At 67.8% G+C, this 20,261-nt stretch carries 14 protein-coding genes; 11 read left to right on the forward strand and 3 right to left on the reverse strand.

Going from position 1 to position 20,261, the window contains the following annotated elements:
* Positions 1-28: 28 nt before the first annotated feature.
* The 6 genes from KB874_RS19020 (at position 29) to KB874_RS19045 (ending at position 11,972) form a co-directional block, all read left to right on the forward strand.
* A complete protein-coding gene (locus tag KB874_RS19020) occupies positions 29-2,230 on the forward strand; it encodes a 3-hydroxyacyl-CoA dehydrogenase NAD-binding domain-containing protein (RefSeq protein WP_212538138.1) in 2,202 nt (733 codons plus the stop codon).
* A gap of 205 nt (positions 2,231-2,435) precedes the next feature.
* Positions 2,436-2,876: a MarR family winged helix-turn-helix transcriptional regulator gene (locus KB874_RS19025; RefSeq protein ID WP_212538139.1), complete on the forward strand. Its 441-nt coding sequence runs from the start codon at positions 2,436-2,438 to the stop codon at positions 2,874-2,876.
* Positions 2,877-2,936: 60 nt separating this feature from the next.
* Positions 2,937-5,282, forward strand: a complete 2,346-nt coding sequence (locus KB874_RS19030) for a putative bifunctional diguanylate cyclase/phosphodiesterase (RefSeq protein ID WP_212538140.1) — start codon at positions 2,937-2,939, stop codon at positions 5,280-5,282.
* A gap of 187 nt (positions 5,283-5,469) precedes the next feature.
* Positions 5,470-5,676, forward strand: coding sequence for a cold-shock protein (locus KB874_RS19035; RefSeq protein WP_212538141.1), 207 nt, complete (start codon positions 5,470-5,472; stop codon positions 5,674-5,676).
* A 243-nt stretch (positions 5,677-5,919) separates the two neighbouring features.
* Positions 5,920-7,728 carry an autotransporter assembly complex protein TamA gene (locus KB874_RS19040; protein ID WP_212538142.1) on the forward strand — a complete coding sequence of 603 codons (1,809 nt, stop codon included), beginning with the start codon at positions 5,920-5,922 and terminating at the stop codon, positions 7,726-7,728.
* Positions 7,728-11,972 (forward strand): translocation/assembly module TamB domain-containing protein, encoded by a 4,245-nt coding sequence (locus KB874_RS19045; protein WP_212538143.1) that lies wholly within the window; start codon positions 7,728-7,730, stop codon positions 11,970-11,972. The genes KB874_RS19040 and KB874_RS19045 overlap by 1 nt, the downstream gene beginning before the upstream one ends.
* 64 nt (positions 11,973-12,036) lie before the next feature.
* On the opposite strand, the gene KB874_RS19050 is transcribed toward KB874_RS19045, so the two are convergent.
* Positions 12,037-13,473 carry an aldehyde dehydrogenase family protein gene (locus KB874_RS19050; protein WP_212538144.1) on the reverse strand — a complete coding sequence of 479 codons (1,437 nt, stop codon included), beginning with the start codon at positions 13,471-13,473 and terminating at the stop codon, positions 12,037-12,039.
* 193 nt (positions 13,474-13,666) lie between these two features.
* On the opposite strand from KB874_RS19050, the gene KB874_RS19055 reads away from it, so the two are divergent.
* The gene (locus KB874_RS19055) at positions 13,667-14,320 is read left to right on the forward strand and encodes a peroxiredoxin (protein WP_212538145.1); all 654 of its coding nucleotides are present in this window, start codon (positions 13,667-13,669) and stop codon (positions 14,318-14,320) included.
* 165 nt (positions 14,321-14,485) lie between these two features.
* Here KB874_RS19055 and KB874_RS19060 read toward each other — a convergent pair whose 3' ends face one another.
* Together KB874_RS19060 and mutY are read right to left on the reverse strand one after the other, a co-directional pair.
* Positions 14,486-15,631 (reverse strand): alkane 1-monooxygenase, encoded by a 1,146-nt coding sequence (locus KB874_RS19060; protein WP_212538146.1) that lies wholly within the window; start codon positions 15,629-15,631, stop codon positions 14,486-14,488.
* Positions 15,632-15,662: 31 nt separating this feature from the next.
* Entirely contained in the window at positions 15,663-16,730 is a 1,068-nt protein-coding gene (gene mutY, locus KB874_RS19065; RefSeq protein WP_212538147.1) for an A/G-specific adenine glycosylase, read from the reverse strand.
* A gap of 95 nt (positions 16,731-16,825) precedes the next feature.
* Between mutY and KB874_RS19070 the strand changes: the two genes are divergently transcribed.
* The 4 genes from KB874_RS19070 to KB874_RS19085 all read left to right on the forward strand — a co-directional run bounded on the left by KB874_RS19070 (position 16,826) and on the right by KB874_RS19085 (position 20,236).
* Positions 16,826-17,335 (forward strand): DUF721 domain-containing protein, encoded by a 510-nt coding sequence (locus KB874_RS19070; protein ID WP_212538148.1) that lies wholly within the window; start codon positions 16,826-16,828, stop codon positions 17,333-17,335.
* A gap of 45 nt (positions 17,336-17,380) precedes the next feature.
* Positions 17,381-18,052 (forward strand): DsbA family protein, encoded by a 672-nt coding sequence (locus tag KB874_RS19075; RefSeq protein WP_212538149.1) that lies wholly within the window; start codon positions 17,381-17,383, stop codon positions 18,050-18,052.
* Positions 18,049-19,173, forward strand: coding sequence for a CaiB/BaiF CoA transferase family protein (locus KB874_RS19080; protein WP_212538150.1), 1,125 nt, complete (start codon positions 18,049-18,051; stop codon positions 19,171-19,173). Before KB874_RS19075 ends, KB874_RS19080 begins: the two co-directional genes overlap by 4 nt.
* A 142-nt stretch (positions 19,174-19,315) precedes the next feature.
* Positions 19,316-20,236 carry a manganese-dependent inorganic pyrophosphatase gene (locus KB874_RS19085; protein WP_212538151.1) on the forward strand — a complete coding sequence of 307 codons (921 nt, stop codon included), beginning with the start codon at positions 19,316-19,318 and terminating at the stop codon, positions 20,234-20,236.
* The last annotated feature ends 25 nt before the right edge of the window (positions 20,237-20,261 follow it).

Below are 20,261 nucleotides of genomic sequence, written 5' to 3' on the forward strand. Positions count from 1 at the left end.
AGAACAAAATTCCGACGGGAGTCATGAAATGACCGATTTCACCATGCACAAGGGCGACGACGGCGTCGCCGTTATCACCTGGAACGTGCCCGGCAAGTCGATGAACGTCATGTCGATGGAGGCGTGGCCGGAACTCGACGCGCTGGTCGACGACGCGCTGGCCGACGCTGCCGTCAAGGGCATCGTCATCACCTCTGGCAAGCCCGACAGCTTTGCCGGCGGGATGGACCTGAACGTCATCGCGAAGATGAAGAAAAGCGCCGGCGACAACCCGGCGCAGGGCCTGTTCGACGGGCTGATGGGCGCACATGGCATCCTGCGCAAGATCGAGCGCGCGGGCATGGACCCCAAGACGCTGAAGGGCGGCAAGCCCATCGCCTGCGCCCTGCCCGGCACGGCACTTGGCATCGGCCTGGAAATCCCGCTGGCCTGCCACCGCATCTTCTGCGCCGACAACCCCAAAGCAAAGATCGGCCTGCCCGAGATCATGGTCGGCATCTTCCCGGGCATGGGTGGCACCACCCGCCTTGTCCGCAAGATGGGCGCCATGGCCGCCAGCCCCTTCCTGCTGGAAGGCAAGCTGAGCGACCCGAAGAAGGCCAGGGCCGCCGGCCTGATCGACGAGGTGGTGGACGATCCGCTCGCTGCTGCTAAGGAATGGGTGCTGTCGGCAAAGGATGCCGACATGGTCAAGCCGTGGGACGCCAAGGGCTACAAGATGCCCGGCGGCGCGCCCTATAGCCCCTCGGGCTTCATGACCTTCGTCGGTGCATCCGCGATGGTGAACGGCAAGACCAAGGGCGTCTACCCGGCCGCCAAGGCGCTTCTGTCCGCGGTCTACGAAGGCGCGCTGGTGCCCTTCGACACGGCGCTCAAGATCGAGGCGCGCTGGTTCACCAACGTGCTGATGAACCCGTCCTCCGGGGCGATGATCCGCTCGCTTTTCATCAACAAGGAGGCGCTGGAGAAGGGCGCGGTGCGGCCCGCCGATGTGCCCGACCAGAAAGTGAAAAAGCTGGGCGTGCTGGGCGCGGGCATGATGGGCGCGGGCATCGCGCTGGTGTCGGCGCAGGCGGGCATCGAGGTGGTCCTGCTGGACCGCGACCAGGCCGCTGCCGAGAAGGGCAAGGCCTATAGCGCCGATTTCGCCGCCAAGGGCGTGCAGCGGAAGAAGATCACGCAGGACAAGGCCGACGCCATGCTGGCGCTGATCACGCCGACCACTTCCTACGACGATCTGAAAGGCTGCGACCTGATCATCGAGGCGGTGTTCGAGGACCCGCGCATCAAGGCCGAGGTGACGAAGGCCGTCGACGCCGTGACGGATGAGGACTGCATCTTCGCCACCAACACCTCGACCCTGCCGATCGGCGAGCTGGCCAAGGCGTCGAAGAACGCGACGAACTTCATCGGCATCCACTTCTTCTCGCCCGTCGAGAAGATGCTGCTGGTCGAGATCATCCGGGGCAAGGGCACGGGCGACCGCGCCGTGGCCAAGGCGCTGGATTTCGTGCGCCAGATTCGCAAGACGCCCATCGTGGTCAACGACGCGCGCTTCTTCTACGCCAACCGCTGCATCATTCCCTACATCAACGAGGGCATCCGCATGGTCGCCGAGGGCATCGAGCCCGCGCTGATCGAGAATGCCGCCAAGATGGTCGGCATGCCGCTGGGCCCGCTGCAACTGGTGGACGAGACCTCGATCGACCTCGGCGCCAAGATCGCCCGCGCGACCAAGGCGGCGATGGGCGACGCCTATCCCGACAGCGCCGTGGACGAGGTCATCTTCTGGATGGAAGGCGAAGGCCGCCTGGGCCGCAAGGCCAAGGCCGGGTTCTACGACTACGACGAGGCGGGCAAGCGGACCGGCCTCAGTGCCGCTGTCAAGGCCAAGTATCCGGCGGCCGCCGAACAACCCGACCTGATCGAGGTGCAGCACCGCCTGCTCTTCGTGCAGTCGCTGGAGGCGGTCCGCGCGCTCGAGGATGGCGTGCTGATGGACATCCGCGAGGGCGACGTGGGCGCGATCCTGGGCTGGGGCTTTGCGCCCTGGTCGGGCGGCCCGCTGTCCTGGCTGGACATGATCGGCGCACCCTATGCCGCCGAGCGCTGCGACGAGCTGGCGGCAAAGCACGGGCCGCGCTTTGCCTGCCCCGCGCTGTTGCGCGAGATGGCCGACGACGACCAGAGCTTCTACGGACGGTTCGGCGCCCAGCCGGCCGCTGCCTGACACTGGACCTGCACGGGGTGACGCCAATCAGCGTCACTCCTCGCACAGGCTGGGCCCGTGCTGACACGACTGGCCCGGTTGTGCATCCGGTGCGGCGCATGCGATTTTCTTGCAGCCCCGAACGCATGCCGGAAGCCGTGCCAACATGAATTCGCCGTTTGCCCTCAACGAACCGAGCCCGCCGCCTTTGCGCGGCCCCTCCCTGATGCTGGAGCTCGTCGCCTGCCGTGACGCCCTCAAGGGACGGTATCGCGGTTGCCTGTCGCGCCACGCAATCAGCGAGGCGCAATGGCGGGTGCTCGACACGCTCAACCGTCGCGGTCCGCAGGACGCGACCCGGCTCGCCCGTCATGCCGTCCTTCTGCCATCGTCGCTGACGCATATCCTTGCCGGGCTCGAGGCGCGCGACCTTGTCCGCGCCCGGCGCGATCCCGACGATGCCCGCCGGATCCAGCTGCGCCTGTCGCGCGGCGGACGCGAACTGCTGGACGAGATCGGCGACGAGGTCGCCATGATCGACTCTGCGGTCACGGACTGCCTTGGCGCCGCGGATACGGCGCTGCTCTGCGCCGCCCTGCGTCGCATGCGCATGAAACTTCAGGACGATCCGGATGCACCGGTGCCCCGGTTGATCTCTGGCCCGTGAGTTAGCCGCATCTTCACAAATTGGCGGCATCCTCCGCCTCGTCTGGGGGTGGAGCCTGACTTGCAGCTTTTGCGCATCCTGTCCTTGTTTGCCTTCCTGCTGGGGATCGCCACCGCGACCGCCTTCCTGGGCTATCGCTATCTCGCGCTGGCCAGCGAATACAGGCATCGCACCTTCATGCACCTGCAAGCGACGCAGGACGCTCTCGACGTGGTGCGGGCCCGCACCGTGCTGTGGAAAGCGGATGCCGAGCAGGTGCGCGACTTCGTCGATCTTGCCAGTGCGCAGGCCCTCTGGTGCATCGAGAACCTCAACTGGCTTGAGTCGATGGCCTTTCGCGGCCTCGGGGCCAACGATGCACTGGCAATCTGCGAGGCCGATATCCTTTCGGCAAATCGCGCGTTGGCGCTTCTGGATCATGTCGAGCAGGTCGACCCGGGCCTGCGGATGGGGCCCGGGTCACCCTTTGCCCTGCGCCTGCGCCTTGCCCCCGTGATCGAGGAGATGCGCGACCACAGCCGCGCCTTCCAGCCCTATATCGACACCATCGAGCAGCGGACCTGGCAGCTGGTCACGGTCGGGACCACGCTGACCAGCCTGGGCCTCGGGATCGTCTTCCTGGTGCTGTCGCGCCTTCTGGTGCAGGCATGGCGGCTGGAGGCCGCGCAGAAGGACGACCTCGTGCGCCTTTCGCAGCGTTTCTCGCTGGCGCTCAAAGCCTCGGGAGAGGGAATCGCGCTGTTCGACGGGCGGGGCAGGCTGGTGACATGCAACCAGCGTTATCGCGAGCTCTCGCATGTCCGGCCGGACGCCATCCGGCCCGGCCTGACCGCCGAGCAGATCATGCTCGGCGCGCTCGCCCACGGTTTCTACCCCAACAGCCCTACGACAGGCCGCAACCGCGACCAGCGGGTCAAGGATCACATGACGCGCCTGCGCGGCCAGGAAAACGGCGTTCCGCTGGCACTGACCGGCAACCGTCACGTGGTCGAAAAGCTGTCCACCACCACGCTGGGCGATACGCTGATCACCCGGACGGACGTCACCGACTATGTCCGCAACACGCAACGCCAGGCGGAACACGCCCGCCACCTCGAGGAAGTCGGCCGCGAGATCGAGCGACACTCGCTGACCGACGCGCTGACCGGCCTAGGCAACCGCCGACGCCTCGACCAGGAATTGAACTCGGGACACGAACACAGCGGCGCGCCGCTGATCCGGATCGACCTCGACCGGTTCAAGCAGATCAACGACGTGCTCGGGCACGAGGCAGGGGATTTCGTTCTCTGCACCGTGGCCGACATCCTGCGCCGGCACACAAGACCCGGCGACCTGCCCGCGCGCATCGGGGGCGACGAATTCGTTGTGGCCTGCGCCAGCGGCACCACGATGGAACAGGCCGAAAACATGGCGGACCGGCTGCTCAAGGACATCCTGAAACCGGTCCGCTTCGGCAACAAGCGCTGCGTCTACGGTGCCAGTTTCGGGATCGCCGCGCCGCAGCGCGGCCAGACCGACGCGACAATGCTGCTGCGCGACGCCGATTTCGCGCTCTACCGCGCCAAGACCGGCGGCCGGGGCCGGATCGAGGTGTTCTCGGACGAGATGCGCCGCGTCGCCAATCGTGACCGCAAGCTGGCCGACGACTTCGTCGAGGCGCTGGGGCGCAACCAGATCGAACCCTTCTTCCAGACCCAGCACGACGCCCGCAGCCGCACCCTCACCGGGGTCGAGATCCTGGCTCGTTGGCGCCACCCGGTCGAGGGGGTGCTGCCGCCCGCGGACTTCCTGCCACTGGCCCGTCAACTGGGGATGGAGGGAGACCTGGATGCCGCGATCTTCCGTTCGGCCGTTACCGCGCTCGAGAGGCTGCGCGCCGACGGGATCGATGTCGGCACCGCCGCCTTCAACGTCAGCGCCGCGCGCTTCGCCGATCCCGAATTCGTCACCCAGGCCAGCGCCCTGATCCCCGGCCAGTCGCACCGCTACGCCTTCGAGATCCTCGAGACCGTCTCGGTCGAGACAATGGACGATGTCGTGCGCTTTGCCATCGACGCCCTCAAGGAGGCCGGTTTCCGGATCGAGCTTGACGATTTCGGCTCCGATCACGCCTCGATCAACAGCCTGCTCGACATCCGGCCCAACGCGCTCAAGATCGACCGGCGGATCATCCAGTCGCTGGGCGACGGGGCGCGCTCGGCGCAGATGGTCGGGGCGATCATCGACATGGCGCGGGCCATCAACGTGGGCGTGGTGGCCGAGGGCGTTGACACCGAGGAAAAGGCCAGGATCCTCGCCGAACGCGGGTGCGACCGGTTGCAGGGCTACCTGTTCTCGCGCCCGATGCCGCTCGAAGACCTGCGCGCGTTCTGCCTTGACCGGGGCGGTCGAAGGGCCTCGGCCTGAGCCCGATCGCGGGCATCGCGACCTTGCCCACCCCTTGAACGGTTTCGGCGATTCTGGCATAAAAGGATGCGCTGACGTTATCACTATCGCCTACCTGTCTGCCCTCGGCGACAGAGCAACGATACTGCTCTGACTACGCCGACCCGTTGCAATACCGCGAACGGAAAGACGACAGGAGACGCACGGAATGGCCACTGGCACCGTGAAATGGTTCAATACCACCAAAGGTTATGGTTTCATTGCGCCGGACTCCGGCGGCAAGGACATCTTCGTTCACATCTCGGCGGTCGAACGCTCGGGCCTCAAGGGGCTGAAGGACAACCAGAAAGTGTCCTTCGAGCTCCAGTCCGGCCGTGACGGCCGCGAAAGCGCCATCAACCTCGAGCTGGTCTGAGATCGCTCCGGGCGCGCCGAGGCGGCGCGCCCCTCTCCATGGCAGGCGGACACCGCACCTTCGGCGGGCCCGACGCGACAGCCGCGGGTGCGCCACCCCTTTCTGCTTCGCCATCACCCGACACCTCTCGCCGCCCCCCGGAACCGGCGGGATCATAATTCCGCCAGTTCTACGGATCGGCGATGGAGCCTTTGGCGACATTGCCCTATGGTTGGGGCAACTGCTGACGGGGGACACAACGGAATGACGAAACGCGCATGGGCGGCGGCACTCCTTCTGGCACTTGCCACGCCCGCGACGGCGCTGGATCGGGTCGATCTGCGCCTTTCCCAGGACGACGAGGACCTTTCCACCGCGCTGAAGGGCGCGTCGCTGCTGCGCGCCCTGCGCGACGACGGTGATGGTGATGCGGCCGACGCTCTGGCCGCGGCCCAGGCCGACTACGCCCGCCTGCTCGAGGTGTTGTATGCCGAGGGCCATTACGGCGCGGCCATCAGCATCAAGCTGGACGGTCGCGAGGCCGCGCTGATACCGCCGCTGAATCCGCCCTCGGCCATCCGTGATGCTGTCATCAGCATCGATCCGGGCCCGGTCTACGCGCTGGCCCAGACCCGCGTCGCGCCGCTGGCACCGGGGTCGACGCTGCCTGAGGGGTTCGCCCCAGGCGCACCGGCCCGGGCCGATATCGTGCGCGGCGCGGCGCAGGGCGCGGTAACCGACTGGCGGCAATACGGCCATGCCAAGGCGCGCATTGCCGACCAGGCCATCACGGCCCGCCATGACGCCGACACGCTGGACGTGAATGTCGCCATCGACCCGGGCCGCCAGGCAACCTTTGGTGAGGTCGGCGTGCAGGGCGAGACCGCCGTGCGTGAGCCCCGAGTCCGCCAGATCGCCGGCATCCCGCGCGGCGACCGCTTTGACCCCGAGGCCGTCACCAAGGCGGCCGAACGCCTGCGCAAGACCGGCACCTTCCGCTCCGTTACCATCGCCGAGGCCGAGACGATCGCCCCGGACGGCACGCTCGACATGGAAATCACCGTGGTCGACCGCCCGCCGCGCCGGATTTCGGGTGGTGTCGAGCTTTCCAGCCTCGAGGGCCTGACCCTTTCGGCCGACTGGCTGCACCGCAACATCCTGGGCGGCGCAGAGCGGCTTTTACTGCGTGGCGAGATCACCCAGATCGGCGGCGGTTCGGGCGGGCCCGACCTGACGCTGGGCGCCCGGTTCGAGAAACCCGCCGTCTACGGGCCCGATACGCTGTTCTTCGCCCTGGCCGAGGCGCATTACACCGACGAGCCCGACTACCTCGACGAGGGCGGCAAGATCGGCCTGGGCGTCACGCGCGAATTCTCGGACACGCTGAGCGCCGATATCGGCATCTCGCTGGCCTACAGCAACATCACCGACCGCTACCTCGGCCGCGACGCGGATGGCAATTACCCGAACCGGGAACTGCTGCTGTTCGGGCTGCCCACCGCGCTGACCTGGGATCGGCGCGACAACACGCTGGACGCGACCAAAGGATTCTACATCCGCGCCGAGGTCGAGCCCTTTGCCTATCTTCTGGGCACCGGCAATGGCGGCGCGCGGCTGGCGCTGGACGCACGCGGCTATCGCGGGCTGGGTTCCAGCGACCGGCTGGTGCTGGCCGGGCGGCTGCAGCTGGGCGCGCTGGTCGGGCCCGACGCCGCCGACGCACCGCCCGACTACCTGTTCTATTCCGGTGGCGGCGGCACCGTCCGCGGCCAGCCCTTCCAGTCGCTCGACGCCGATTACAACGGCACGCGGCTGGGTGGGCGCGGCTTTGCCGGCACGTCGCTGGAGCTGCGCGCCGGGATCACCGACAAGATCAGCGTCGTCGGCTTCGCCGACGCGGGCTATATCAGCGCCGACAGCAGCTTCGCCTCTGGCGACTGGCACGCGGGCGCCGGCATCGGCCTGCGCTATGACACCACCATCGGGCCGATCCGCGTGGATCTGGCCGGGCCCGTCGCCGGCACCACAGGCGATGGCGTGCAACTCTACATCGGGATCGGACAGGCTTTCTGATGCGCGTTTTTCTTGTCTGCCTCCTGATGCTCCTGCCCCTGCCGCTCGTGGCACAGCAGGACGACCGCGGCTTCATCCAGGCCAAGCTCGAGGATGCACTGTCCGGCCCCGGCCGCACCGTGCGGGTCGAGGGCTTTGCCGGGGCGCTGTCCAGCCGCGCAACGATCGAACGCATCACCGTCTCGGACCCCGAGGGCATCTGGCTATCGATCGAGGACGTGGCGATGATCTGGACGCGCACCGCACTGCTGTCCGGACGGGTCGAGATCGACGAACTCATCGCCGCCCGCATCGACCTGCCCCGCCTGCCCATCGCCCCGCCGGACGAACGCCCCTCGCCCGAGGCATCCGGCACCCCGTTCAGCCTGCCGGAACTGCCGGTCTCGCTGCGACTGGACCAGTTGTCCGTGGCCAGTGTGACGCTGGGCCCGGGTCTGCTGGGAGAGGCGGCGGAGCTTTCGGTCTCGGGCAGTGCCGCGCTGGCCGGGGGCGCGGGCGATGCCAGCCTCGACATCCGCCGCCTCGACAAGGGTGGCGAACTGGTGCTGCAAGGCGCCTTTGACAATGTCAGCCGCGTCCTGGGCCTCAACATCGCCTTGCAGGAGCCGGCAGGCGGGCTGGTCGCGCGCAAGCTGGGCCTGCACGGCCTGCCGTCGGTCGAACTCGACGTGCAGGGTGAAGCGCCGCTGACCGACTACACGGCAAACATCCAGCTCAAGACCGACGATACCGACCGGCTGGCAGGCAAGGTCACGCTCAGCAGCAATGCCGAGGGTGCGCAGACCTTCGCGATGGATCTGGGCGGCGACCTGGCGCCGCTGCTGGCACCGGACTACCGCGCCTTCCTCGGCCCGCGGATCGCCCTGCTGACCGAGGGGCAACGCGCCCCGGATGGCAGCCTGAACCTCGAGATATTCCGCCTCAGCGCCGCTGCGCTGACGCTGGACGGCGCGGCCCGGATCGGCGCCGATGGCTGGCCACAGCGGTTCGACCTGTCGGGCCGGATCGCCGCGCCGCAGGGCGGGCCGGTGCTGCTGCCGATCAGCGGGCCGCAAACCCGGATCGACGGCGCCACGCTGAATGCCCGATTTGACGCGGCCGAAGGCGACGCCTGGACGGTGCAGGCGCTGATGACGGGTCTTGACCGCGCCGACCTAGCCGCCGACCGTGTGGCGCTGGACGCCACCGGCCAGATCCTGCGCGCAGAGGAACGCGTGACCGGCCGCCTGCGGATGGACGGCACCGGCCTTTCTCCCACCGATGCCGGGCTGGCACAGGCGCTGGGAGACGCGATGCGCGGGGCGTTCGACTTCGACTGGGCGCGCAACGCGCCGCTGCGCCTCAGCGCGATGGACCTCGGCGGGGCGGATTACGGCGTGACAGGCGCGCTGAACATCGACGGCATCACCGACAATCTCAACCCGGTGCTGACCCCCGACCTGACCCTCGCCGCCGCCGACCTGTCGCGCTTTGCCGCGCTGGCGGGGCTGGACGTGGGCGGCGCGGCAGAGCTGGCCATCACCGGCACCGCAGAACCCGTGACCGGCCTGATCGATCTGCGCCTGACGGGCGGCACGACCGACCTGCGCACCGGCATCGACCGCGTCGACCCGCTGTTGCGCGGCGCCGGGCAGCTTGTCCTGTCGCTGATCCGCGACGAGACCGGCACCCGCGTCGATCCGCTGCGGCTGGAAACGCAGGCGGCGCGGGTCGAGGCGCGCGGCAGCCTCGCCACCGGCGCCAGCGACCTTCGGATCGAGGCCGCGCTGACCCAGACCGCCGATGTGCAGCCGGGTCTCGACGGGCCGTCCACCGTGACCGCGACGGCGCGGCAGGCGGGAGACGTCTGGACCATCTCGGCCACCGGCACGGCGCCGGGCAACGCTTCGCTTGGGTTCGACGGTACGGTGACCGGCAATGGCAGCGACCGGCTGGTGCCGGACGGGCGCCTGCGTGCCTCGGTGGGCCGCCTGTCCGCCTATTCGGAGCTTGCCGGCCGGCCCCTGTCCGGCGCGCTGCGGCTCGAAGCCGAAGGCCGCGGCGACGTTGTCAGCCAGCTTTTCGACGTGACCGCGACGCTGGACGGCACCGACTTGGCCGCTGGGATCGCCCAACTGGATCCGCTGCTGCGCGGCGCCTCGCGGCTGGAAGTAACGGCGGTGCGCGACGCGGCCGGCCTGCGGGTGGAACCGCTGCGGCTGCAAACCCCCACGGCACGTCTCCAGGCGCGCGGTAGCCTGGTCGACGGCGCCAGCAACCTGACGCTGGACGCCGCGCTCGACCGCACCGGCGACATCCTGCCCGGTCTCGACGGACGTACCACGCTGAATGCCACCGCGACCCAGGCGGGCGAGGTCTGGACGGTCTCGGCCATCGGCACCGCGCCGGGTGAGGCGACGATCAGCTATGACGGCACGGTGACCGGCGACGGCACGGAACGGCTGGCGCTGGACGGGCGGCTGCGCGCCGCCATCGGCCAGCTCTCGGCGCTGTCGCAACTGGTCGGCCGTCCGCTGGGCGGCGCGCTGAACCTCACCGCGCAGGGCAGCGGCGACGTGCTGACACAGGAATTCGACGTCACCGCCGCGCTGGACGGCACCAGCCTGCGCAGCGGTATCGGCCAGGTCGACACCCTGCTCCGCGGCGCCTCGCGCGTCGACCTGCGAGCGGCGCGGACCGGCGATGTCCTGACCATCGAGCGGCTGGCCGTCGACGCGACCGGACTGAATGGCACGCTGTCCGGGCAGGTGTCGCCACGCGACAGCGCGCTGCAGATCGCCGCCAGCCTGCGCGACCTGGGCCTTCTCGTGCCCGACCTGCCCGGCCCCGCCCGGCTGAGCGGCACCGCTGCCAGCAGCGGCGGCGACTGGCGCGTTGACCTGTCAGGCACCGGTCCGGGCGGCATCACGTTGGCGGCGCGCGGCAGCGTCGCCCCGGATGCCAGCCGCATGGCGCTGGACCTGAACGGCGTGGCGCCCCTGGCCCTGGCCAACGAGACGCTGCGCCCGCGCGCGATCAACGGTCTCGTGCGGTTTGACCTGGCGGTGGACGGCCCGCCTGCCCTGTCCTCGGTCAGCGGCACGCTGGCGACCGAGGACGCACGCCTGTCCCTGCCCGCGCTGCGCAACGCGATCACCGACCTCGCCGTGCGGGTCCAACTGGGCGCCAGCCGCGCCACGATCGATGCGACGGGGCGGCTGGCCACCGGCGGCGACCTGACCGTGCGCGGCCCCGTCACGCTGACAGCCCCCTTCGTCGCCGACCTTCAGGCGATCCTGCGCAACATCGAGCTGCGCGAACCCGGCCTGTTCGAGACCACCGCCAACGGCACTGTCACCGTCGCCGGCCCATTGCAGGGCGGCGCCCGGATCGGCGGGCGGATCGGGCTGGAACAGGTCGAGGCGCGCATCCCCACTGTCGGCCCCTCCTACAAGGTGCTGGACGGGCTGCGTCACGTGAACCCGCCCGCCGACGTGGTGCGGACGCTGCAATTCGCCGGCCTGTCGCTGAACGGCGCCCCGGCCGATGATGCCGGCGGCGGCGGCCCGGCCTTTCCGCTGGACCTGACCATCGACGCGCCAAGCCGGATCTTTGTCCGCGGCCGCGGCCTCGATGCTGAGCTGGGCGGCTCGCTGCGGTTGACCGGCACCACCGCCGATGTCGTGCCGCAGGGCCAGTTCGACCTGATCCGCGGCCGGCTGGACCTGCTGGGCAAGCGGCTTGAACTGACCGAGGGCAGCATCGGCCTGCGCGGCAGTTTTGACCCGGTGATCCGACTTGCGGCGACAACCGATGTCGATGGCACGGCGATCACCATCGCCATCGCCGGGGCCGCGTCCGACCCCGACCTGTCCATCGCCTCGGCGCCACAACTGCCCGAGGACGAGGTTCTGTCGCTGCTGCTGTTCGGCCGCTCGGTGACCGAGATCTCGCCGCTCCAGGCGGTGCAGCTGGCGCAGGCGGTGCGCACCCTGTCCGGACGCGGCGATGGCGGCGTGCTGGACAAGATCCGTTCGGGTCTGAAGCTGGACGACCTCGATATCGGCACCACGGCGGACGGCGTGGCGCAGGCCCGCATCGGCGCCTACATCTCGGAAAATGTCTATACCAACGTGACGGTGAGCGCCGATGGCGAGAGCGAGATCAACCTCAATCTCGACATCACCCCGGCTCTGACGCTGCGCGGTCGGTTGGGTTCGGATGGCGATACCGGCATCGGCGTGTTCTACGAAAAGGACTACTGATCGGCACGAAAAAGGGCGGGGTCCAGCCCCGCCCTTGCCGTCGTTTGCCTGTGCTGCCGGGGCTTTACAGCGCCCAGCCGGTCACGGCCTTGACCTCGACGAAATCGTGGATGCCCCAGCTGCCGCCCTCGCGGCCATTGCCCGACATCTTCATCCCGCCAAAGGGCGAACCGGCACCGCGGCCCTGCCCGTTCATTTGCACCATGCCAGAGCGCAGCACCCGCGCCAGCCGGTTGCGCCGCGCGCCGTCCTGGCTCTGAACGTAGTTGGTCAGGCCATAAGGTGTGTCGTTGGCAATGCGCACCGCCTCGTCCTCAGTCTCGAACTTCATGATAGACAGGACCGGGCCAAAGATCTCCTCGCGCGCGATGGTCATGTCGGGGGTCACATCGGCAAAGACCGTCGGGCGCACGAAGAACCCCTTGTTGAAGCCCTCGGGCAGACCAGGGCCGCCCGCGACCAGCCGTGCGCCCTCGTCGATGCCCTTCTGGATCAGACCCTGGATCTTCTCCCACTGGCTGGCGTTCACCACCGGACCGATATGGCGGCCTGCCTTGCTGGCGGGGCCGACCTCGAGCTTTTGCGCGATGCCTGCGGCCTCTTCGACGACGCGATCATAGACCGAGGCCTCGACCAGCATGCGCGAGGGCGCGTTGCAGGATTGGCCCGTGTTTTCCATCATGTGCAGCACGCCGCGCTTGACCGCCTTTTCATCCGCATCGGCGAAGATCAGGTTGGCGCCCTTGCCGCCCAGTTCCAGGTGCACACGCTTGAGCGTGTCGGCGGCGGCGATCGAGATCAGCCGCCCGGCCCGGGTAGAGCCGGTGAAGCTGACCATGTCCACGTCCGTGTGACTGGAGAGTTGCGAGCCCACACCCACACCATCCCCGTTCACCAGGTTGAAAACGCCCGCCGGCAGGCCCGCCGCATGCATGATCTCGGCAAAGACAATCGCGTCGATCGGGCTTTCCTCGGAGGGTTTCAGCACCATCGTGTTGCCCGCGACCAGCGCCGCGCCGACCTTGAGCGTGATCTGGTTCATCGGCCAGTTCCACGGCGTGATCAGCGCGCAGACGCCCACCGCCTCGTGAATGATCCGGTCATTGGGCGCATGATCGCCCAGCGGGTGTTCCCAGCGAAACGCCTTGGCGGCGGTGATGAAGTTCTTCAGGTGCCAGCTGCCCGCGCCAACCTGGTCGCGGCGCGACATGTCGATGGGTGCTCCCATCGCCATGCTCATCGCCTGGGCGAGATCCTCCTCGCGCTCGCGGTAGGCGGCCAGGACCCGCTCCAGCGCGGCGATGCGCTGTTCGACCGGGGTGGCCATCCAGCCCGGCAGGGCGGCCTTGGCCGCGGCCACGGCGGCGTCCGTATCGGCCTGTCCGCCCAGGCTGATGATGGCGCAAGGCTCTTCGGTAGAAGGGTCGATCACGGCATAGTCGCGGCCCTGAACCGGGTCCACCCAGGTGCCGTTGATGTAGAATTGGCGTCTCTCGATCATCGCTTTCTCCCGCGCTTAATTCCATCCCCCGCGACCTGCGAAGAACCGTGTCCCTATCGGCATCCGGGGGGTTTCGCGGCACTCTGTCACCCCCTATCTGAAGGTGCAAGGCGGGGCTTTACATATTGAATTCAGAATATATGTGAACCCTCACAACAGAGTTCGAAACCCGGAAAATGGAAAGGAGCGCCACATGGCCCTTCGCATCAACGACACGATCCCGAACCTTCACGTCACGACCGACCTGGGCGAGTATGACCTGCATGACTGGATCGGCGACAGCTGGGCGATCCTGTTCTCGCATCCCAAGGATTTCACCCCCGTCTGCACCACCGAATTCGGCGCCGTGGCACAGTTGGCCGACGAATGGGCCAAGCGCGGCACCAAGGTGATGGGCATCTCGGTCGATGGCGTGGCCGAACACGTCCAGTGGAAGGCCGATATCGAAAAGACGGCGCAGGCCAAGGCCGGGTTCCCGATCATCGCGGACGAGAATCTGAACGTGTCCAAGGCGCTCGACATGCTGCCCGCAGATGCCTACCTGCCCGATGGCCGGACGGCGGCGGACAGCGCCTCGGTGCGGTCCGTTTTCATCATCTCGCCGGACAAGAAGGTGCAGCTGATGATGACCTACCCGATGTCGGTGGGCCGCAACTTCGCCGAGGTGCTGCGGGCGCTGGACGCGCTGCAGGCCACCTGGAAGACGCCGATCGCGACGCCCGCCAATTGGGAATACGGCCAGGACGTGATCGTGGCTCTGTCGCTGAACGACGCGCAGGCGAAGGAGAAATTCGGCGAGATCGAGATGGTCCTGCCCTACCTGCGCAAGACGAAGATGCCAGCCTGAAACCGGGCCTGAGCGGGGGCGCTGCCCCCGCCTCTCGCCAAGCACAGCCCCCGGAAACCGGGCCTGCCTTCTTCTGGCTGAAGTTATCCTGGGGGTCCGGGGGCAAAGCCCCCAGCGGGTCGGCGCCTGCAAGGCACCGATACCCCGTGTCAGGCCCTGACCGGCCTAGCGCGGCGGGGGCAGCGTGCCCTTGTTATAGGGCGTCCAGTCCTCGATTTCGGGATAGAAGCGTTGCCGCCAGGCCTTGACCCGCTTGTTCATCACCCGGCGCCAGAGTGGCGGCACCATTGCGGCCATCGTCATCACCGGATAGCCGAAGGGCAGCTGCGGCGCCTCGTCCTCGGTGTAGGTCTGCAGCAGGGGAAAGCGGCGGTCGGGCTTGTAATGGTGGTCGGAATGGCGCTGGAGGTTGATCAGCAGCCAGTTCGACGCCTTGCAGGCCGCGTTCCAGCTGTGGCGCGGCTTGACGTGTTCATACTTGCCCTCGCCCAGATGTTTCCGCGTCAGCCCGTAATGTTCGACGTAATTCACCAGTTCCAGCTGCCAGATCGCGACGCCGGCCTGCACCAGGAACAGCGCAAGGCCACCCCAGCCGCCGATCAGCGCCGCAAGGCCCAGCGCCAGCGCCTGCAAGGCCCAATAGCGCCAGAACGGGTTGCTGCGATGCGTCCAGGGCAGGCCCTTGCGCGCCAGCATCGCGCGTTCTGCGGCGAAACTCGATTGCAGGCTCTCGCGCAGCACGCGCGGATAGAAGCGGTGGAACCCCTCGTTATAGCGCGCCGTCACCGGATCGCGCCGCGTGCCGACATAGAGGTGATGCACCAGCAGGTGTTCCGAGCGGAAATGCGAATAGAGCACCATCGCCAGCAACAGGTCGCCCAGCCAACGCTCCAGACGGTTCTTCTGGTGCATGAGTTCGTGGCTGTAGTTGATCCCCACCGTTCCCGTCATCACGCCGACGCCGAAGAACACGCCGAATTTCTCCAGCCCCGACAGGTGCCCGGCACCGGTGACATACCAGATCAACCCGTAGAGGCTGAGCACCTGCAACGGCACCCAGGCCATGACGCCGAAGCGATACCAGAACAGGTGCTGCTCGGCGGTCATCGGGTCGGGGTTTTCCAGGTTCAGCCCCAGCGCCGCATCCAGCGCAGAGAACAGGTACCATGTCGACAGGATCGGCAGCAGCACCCACCAGCCGCCCCAAAGCGCACCCGTCCAGACCAGCGGGATCAGCCCCAGCGACATCCAGAAGGGCAGCGCCGCCGACAGGCGCGCGATGGCCGGGGGGCTGTAATCGGTGCTGCTCATGCATCCTCTCCGGGGTTTTCACATGATCCTATCACGACTTGCGCATACCCGCATGCGCCAGATCAAACGCCTTGCGCATCACCGTTGGCAGGTCGGATGGGCGGAAGTCGGGCAATTCGATGAATTCTCCGCGATCCGGGCGGCGGTCCATCGGTAACAGGGCGGTCCTGACCGTCAGGCGCAGGTGGAAATGGGTGAAGGTGTGACGCGCCTCCTCGGTCAGCGTCTTCCACTCGGCGCGGATCGGCGGCGCCTCTTGGGGGTCGTCGCCCCAGTCGCTGCCGGGCCAGCCCAGCATCCCGCCCAGCAGGCCGCTGTCGGGGCGCCTCTCCAGCAGCCAGGCGCCATCGACGCGGCGGGCGAGATAGGCGATGCCCAGCCGCGTGGGCTTGCGTTTCTTGGGCGCCTTCCTCGGCAGTTCCGTCGCCGTCCCGGCCTGCCACGCGGCGCAGGATCGCCGCCACGGACACAGCCCGCAGGCCGGGTTGCGCGGCGTGCAGATCGTGGCGCCCAGGTCCATGACCGCCTGCGCGTAGCAGCCGGGGCGGGTGTCGGGCGTCAGGCGCGCGGCGAAGTCGGTCAGCAGCGGCTTGGCCTGGGGCAGGGGCGTGTGTTCGTCATGCAGGCGCGCCATGACCCGTTCCACGTTGCCATCGACCACCACCTCTGGCCGGTCGAAGGCGATCGCCGACACGGCGGCGGCGGTATAGCGCCCGATCCCCGGCAGGGTCAGCAACGTCGCGTGATCGTCGGGAAATATCCCGCCATGATCCCCGGCCACGGCGCGGGCGCATTTCAGAAGGTTGCGCGCGCGGGCGTAATATCCCAGCCCTGCCCAGGCGGCCATGACATCGCCATCCTCGGCAGCGGCCAGCGCCTGCACCGTGGGCCAGCGCGTCGTGAAAGTCTCGTAATAGGATTTCACCGCAGCCACGGTGGTCTGTTGCAGCATCACCTCGGACAACCAGACGCGATAGGGATCGGGCCGCACGCCCTCTGCCCGCGCCCGCGGCCCGACCCGCCACGGCAGGTCGCGCGCGTGGCGGTCATACCAGTCCAGCAGGTCTCCGGCCCGGGGCCTTTCACGCGGCGCTGACATGACGGTGATCGAACTCCTGCGGCTTGTGCGACGAATCCGGGCTGACGCGGCCCGGCGGGGACACTAGAATAGCCCCCGCAACAGGGATTCAAGGCATGACCCGCCGCAACACCACGACCTATGGCTTTACCCGCACCGCCTCGCTCCTGCAGGACCGCATCCGCAAGGCGTCGGGGTCCCGCGGCTTTGCCGAATCGCGCGTTCTGACCCATTGGGAAGAGATCGTCGGCCCCGACCTGGCCGCCATCGCGCGGCCGGTCGACGTGAAATACGGACGCGAGGGGCTGGGTGCCACGCTGACGGTGCTGACCACCGGCGCCAATGCCCCGATCCTGACCATGCGCCGCGAGGAGTTGCGACAGCGCATCAATGGCGCCTATGGCTACAACGCCATCGCCCGCATCCGCGTGACCCAGACCGCCGCCACCGGCTTTGCCGACGGGCGGGTCGATTTCGTCCATCGCAAGGCCGACGCCCCGCCGCCCGAGCCCGTCATCACCCCGCAGGCCCGCGCCGTGGCCGACGGCGTGGCGGACGAGGGGTTGCGGGCAGCGCTTGAACGTCTGGCGGCAAACGTCATATCCAAGACCGAACGCCGGGGCTGATCCCCCAGACCCGACACAGCAGAACAGATGAAAAGAGGCAGCTCCATGAACATGATCCTTCCCGCAGCCGCGCTGGCGGCGATCGTCGCAGGCGGTGGCTGGTGGTTCACGAAATCCCAGCCCGACGCATCGACGATTCAGCTGAACCAGATCGTGCAGGCAGCGTCCGAAGGCTCGGCCGAGGTCGACATGTCCCAGGTCGTCGAGATGACCATGGGCGCGGTGGATGCGCCGGTCGAGGTGGTGGAATACGCGTCTTACACCTGCCCGCATTGCGCGTCTTTCCACCAGAACGTGTTCAAGCAGATCAAGGACAACTACATTGACACCGGCAAGGTGCGTTTCACCTACCGCGAGGTCTACTTCGACAAGTATGGCATGTGGGCCTCGCTGATCGCGCGCTGCGACGAGAGCAAGTTCTTCGGCATCACCGACCTGATCTACAAGGGCCAGGCAGACTGGGCGCGCGCCGGTTCCGACGCCGCCATCGCGGATGAGTTGCGCAAGATCGGCCTGCTGGCGGGCCTTGGCGCGGAACAGCTGGACCAGTGCCTGAGTGACGGCGACAAGCTGCGCGCGCTGGTGACGTGGTACCAGGAGAACGCGACCAAGGACGGCATCCGCTCGACCCCGTCCTTCGTCATCGACGGCCAGACCGTGTCGAACATGAGCTATGCCGATTTCTCGGCCGAGCTGGACAAGCGTCTGAACCAATGACTTCGGCCCCGCGCGGACCGCTGGAGGGCGTGCGCGTCATCGAACTGGCGCGCATCCTTGCCGGGCCCTGGGCCGGGCAGGTGCTGGCCGACCTTGGCGCCGAGGTGATCAAGGTCGAAAGCCCCGCAGGCGACGACACGCGCCAATGGGGCCCCCCTTTCATCGAGCGCGAGGGCGATCGCTCGGCCGCCTATTTCCACTCCTGCAATCGGGGAAAGACATCGGTCGTGGTTGACCTGACCACACCCGAGGGGCAGGAGCGGATGCGCGATCTCGTGCGCGGGGCGGATATCCTGATCGAGAACTTCAAGGTCGGCGGCCTTGCGAAATACGGCATGGACTATGCCAGCCTTTCGCAGGTCAATCCGCGCCTGATCTATTGTTCGATCACCGGCTTCGGGCAGGACGGGCCCTATGCCCACCGCGCGGGCTATGACTACATCATCCAGGGCATGTCGGGTTTCATGTCGATCACCGGCGACCCGGACGGCCAGCCGCAGCGCGCGGGCGTCGCGGTCACGGACCTGTTCACCGGGCTCTATTCCGTCTCGGGCATCCTTGCCGCCCTGCACCAGCGCGAGCGCACCGGGCGAGGGCAGCATGTGGACATGGCCTTGCTCGACTGCGCGGTGTCGGCGATGGCCAACCAGGCGCTGAACTTTCTCTCCACCGGAACGCCGCCGGGGCGGACGGGGAACTATCACCCGAACCTGACGCCCTACCAGGTCTTCGACTGTGCCGACGGGCATATCATCATCGCCACGGGCAATGACGGCCAGTATCGCAGGCTTTGCGCGCTGCTGGGGCTGGACGAGATGGCCGAGCATCCGGACTACCTGACAAACGCCGACCGGGTGAGGAACCGCGAGGCGATGATCGACCGCCTGATGGGCGAGACGCGCAAGCGCACCGCCGCCGACCTGCTGTCGGGCTGCGAAGAACGCGGCATACCCGCCGGGCCGATCAACGACATGGCGGCGGTCTTTGCCGATCCGCAAGTCGTCGCGCGCGGGTTGCAAATAGCCCCCGAGGGCATCCCTGGCGTGCGCGCACCGTTCCGTTTCTCGGACGCCGACCTGGTGCTGGACCGTCCCGCGCCGAAGCTGGGCGGGGCGGGCTGAGCGGAACTCGGGCGTGGAGCAATCGCCCGCAGGGCCGTCCCCTTCTTACCCATTCGGACGCACCCCACGACCCCGGGGTGACAATCCCCCGGACGGCCGCTAAAAGCCCGCGCAAATCGACCTGCATTGAACGAGGATTCCCATGACCATCCAGGTTTTCGGCCACAAGTCGCCCGACACCGATTCCACCGGCAGCCCCATCGTCTGGGCCTGGTATCTGAACGAGGTGAAGGGCGAGGCCGCCCGCCCCGTCCTGCTGGGCGAGCCCAACACCGAGGCCGCCTTCATGCTGGCCCACTGGGGCCTGACAAAGCCCGAGATCATCTCGGACGTGGCCGAGGGCGCGCCAGTGGTCATCGTCGATACGAACAACCCCGCCGAACTGCCCGGTTCCATCAACAAGGCCGACATCCGCGCCATCATCGACCACCACAAGTTGGTGGGCGGGCTGGAAACCAAGGGCCCGATCGACATCACCGTGCGCCCGATGGCCTGCACAGCGACGATCATGGTCGACCTGATGGGCGCCGACGCCGCGAAGATGCCGCGCGAGATCAAGGGCGCCGCGCTGACCTGCATCCTGTCCGACACGTTGGAATTCCGCAGCCCCACCACGACGCCGCATGACCGCGCCGTGGCCGAGGCGCTGGCCGCCGAGCTGGGCGTCTCGATCCCCGACTATGCGGCCCAGATGTTCGCCGCGAAATCCGATGTCTCGGCCTTCTCGGATGCCGAACTGTTGCGGATGGACTCGAAGGAATACACCGTCGACGGCAAGGAGTTCCGCGTCTCCGTGCTCGAAACGACCGCTCCCAAGACCGTGCTGGACCGCAAGGACAGCCTGATGGCCTCGATGGTTGACGTGGCGAAGGAGGACGGCGCGGACCAAGTGCTGCTGTTCGTCGTGGATATCCTGAACGAGGAAGCCACGCTTCTGGTGCCAAACGACCTGGTCAAGACCGTGGCCGAGAAGAGCTTTGGCGCGACCGTGACCGGCGACACCGTGGTCCTGCCCGGCATCATGAGCCGCAAGAAGCAGATCATCCCGAACCTCAAGCTCTGAGGGCGGACCGGGGCTCTGCCCCGGA

Source organism: Thetidibacter halocola (assembly GCF_018224955.1).
Taxonomy (GTDB): domain Bacteria; phylum Pseudomonadota; class Alphaproteobacteria; order Rhodobacterales; family Rhodobacteraceae; genus Thetidibacter; species Thetidibacter halocola.

What these genes read in the sequence shown, in the direction of transcription:
- KB874_RS19020 (WP_212538138.1), top strand. Translation starts at nt 29, where the DNA reads ATGACCGATTTCACCATGCACAAGGGCGACGACGGCGTCGCCGTTATC.
- KB874_RS19025 (WP_212538139.1), top strand. Translation starts at nt 2,436, where the DNA reads ATGCTGGAGCTCGTCGCCTGCCGTGACGCCCTCAAGGGACGGTATCGC.
- KB874_RS19035 (WP_212538141.1), top strand. Translation starts at nt 5,470, where the DNA reads ATGGCCACTGGCACCGTGAAATGGTTCAATACCACCAAAGGTTATGGT.
- KB874_RS19040 (WP_212538142.1), top strand. Translation starts at nt 5,920, where the DNA reads ATGACGAAACGCGCATGGGCGGCGGCACTCCTTCTGGCACTTGCCACG.
- KB874_RS19045 (WP_212538143.1), top strand. Translation starts at nt 7,728, where the DNA reads ATGCGCGTTTTTCTTGTCTGCCTCCTGATGCTCCTGCCCCTGCCGCTC.
- KB874_RS19050 (WP_212538144.1), bottom strand. Translation starts at nt 13,473, where the DNA reads ATGATCGAGAGACGCCAATTCTACATCAACGGCACCTGGGTGGACCCG.
- KB874_RS19055 (WP_212538145.1), top strand. Translation starts at nt 13,667, where the DNA reads ATGGCCCTTCGCATCAACGACACGATCCCGAACCTTCACGTCACGACC.
- KB874_RS19060 (WP_212538146.1), bottom strand. Translation starts at nt 15,631, where the DNA reads ATGAGCAGCACCGATTACAGCCCCCCGGCCATCGCGCGCCTGTCGGCG.
- mutY (WP_212538147.1), bottom strand. Translation starts at nt 16,730, where the DNA reads ATGTCAGCGCCGCGTGAAAGGCCCCGGGCCGGAGACCTGCTGGACTGG.
- KB874_RS19070 (WP_212538148.1), top strand. Translation starts at nt 16,826, where the DNA reads ATGACCCGCCGCAACACCACGACCTATGGCTTTACCCGCACCGCCTCG.
- KB874_RS19075 (WP_212538149.1), top strand. Translation starts at nt 17,381, where the DNA reads ATGAACATGATCCTTCCCGCAGCCGCGCTGGCGGCGATCGTCGCAGGC.
- KB874_RS19080 (WP_212538150.1), top strand. Translation starts at nt 18,049, where the DNA reads ATGACTTCGGCCCCGCGCGGACCGCTGGAGGGCGTGCGCGTCATCGAA.
- KB874_RS19085 (WP_212538151.1), top strand. Translation starts at nt 19,316, where the DNA reads ATGACCATCCAGGTTTTCGGCCACAAGTCGCCCGACACCGATTCCACC.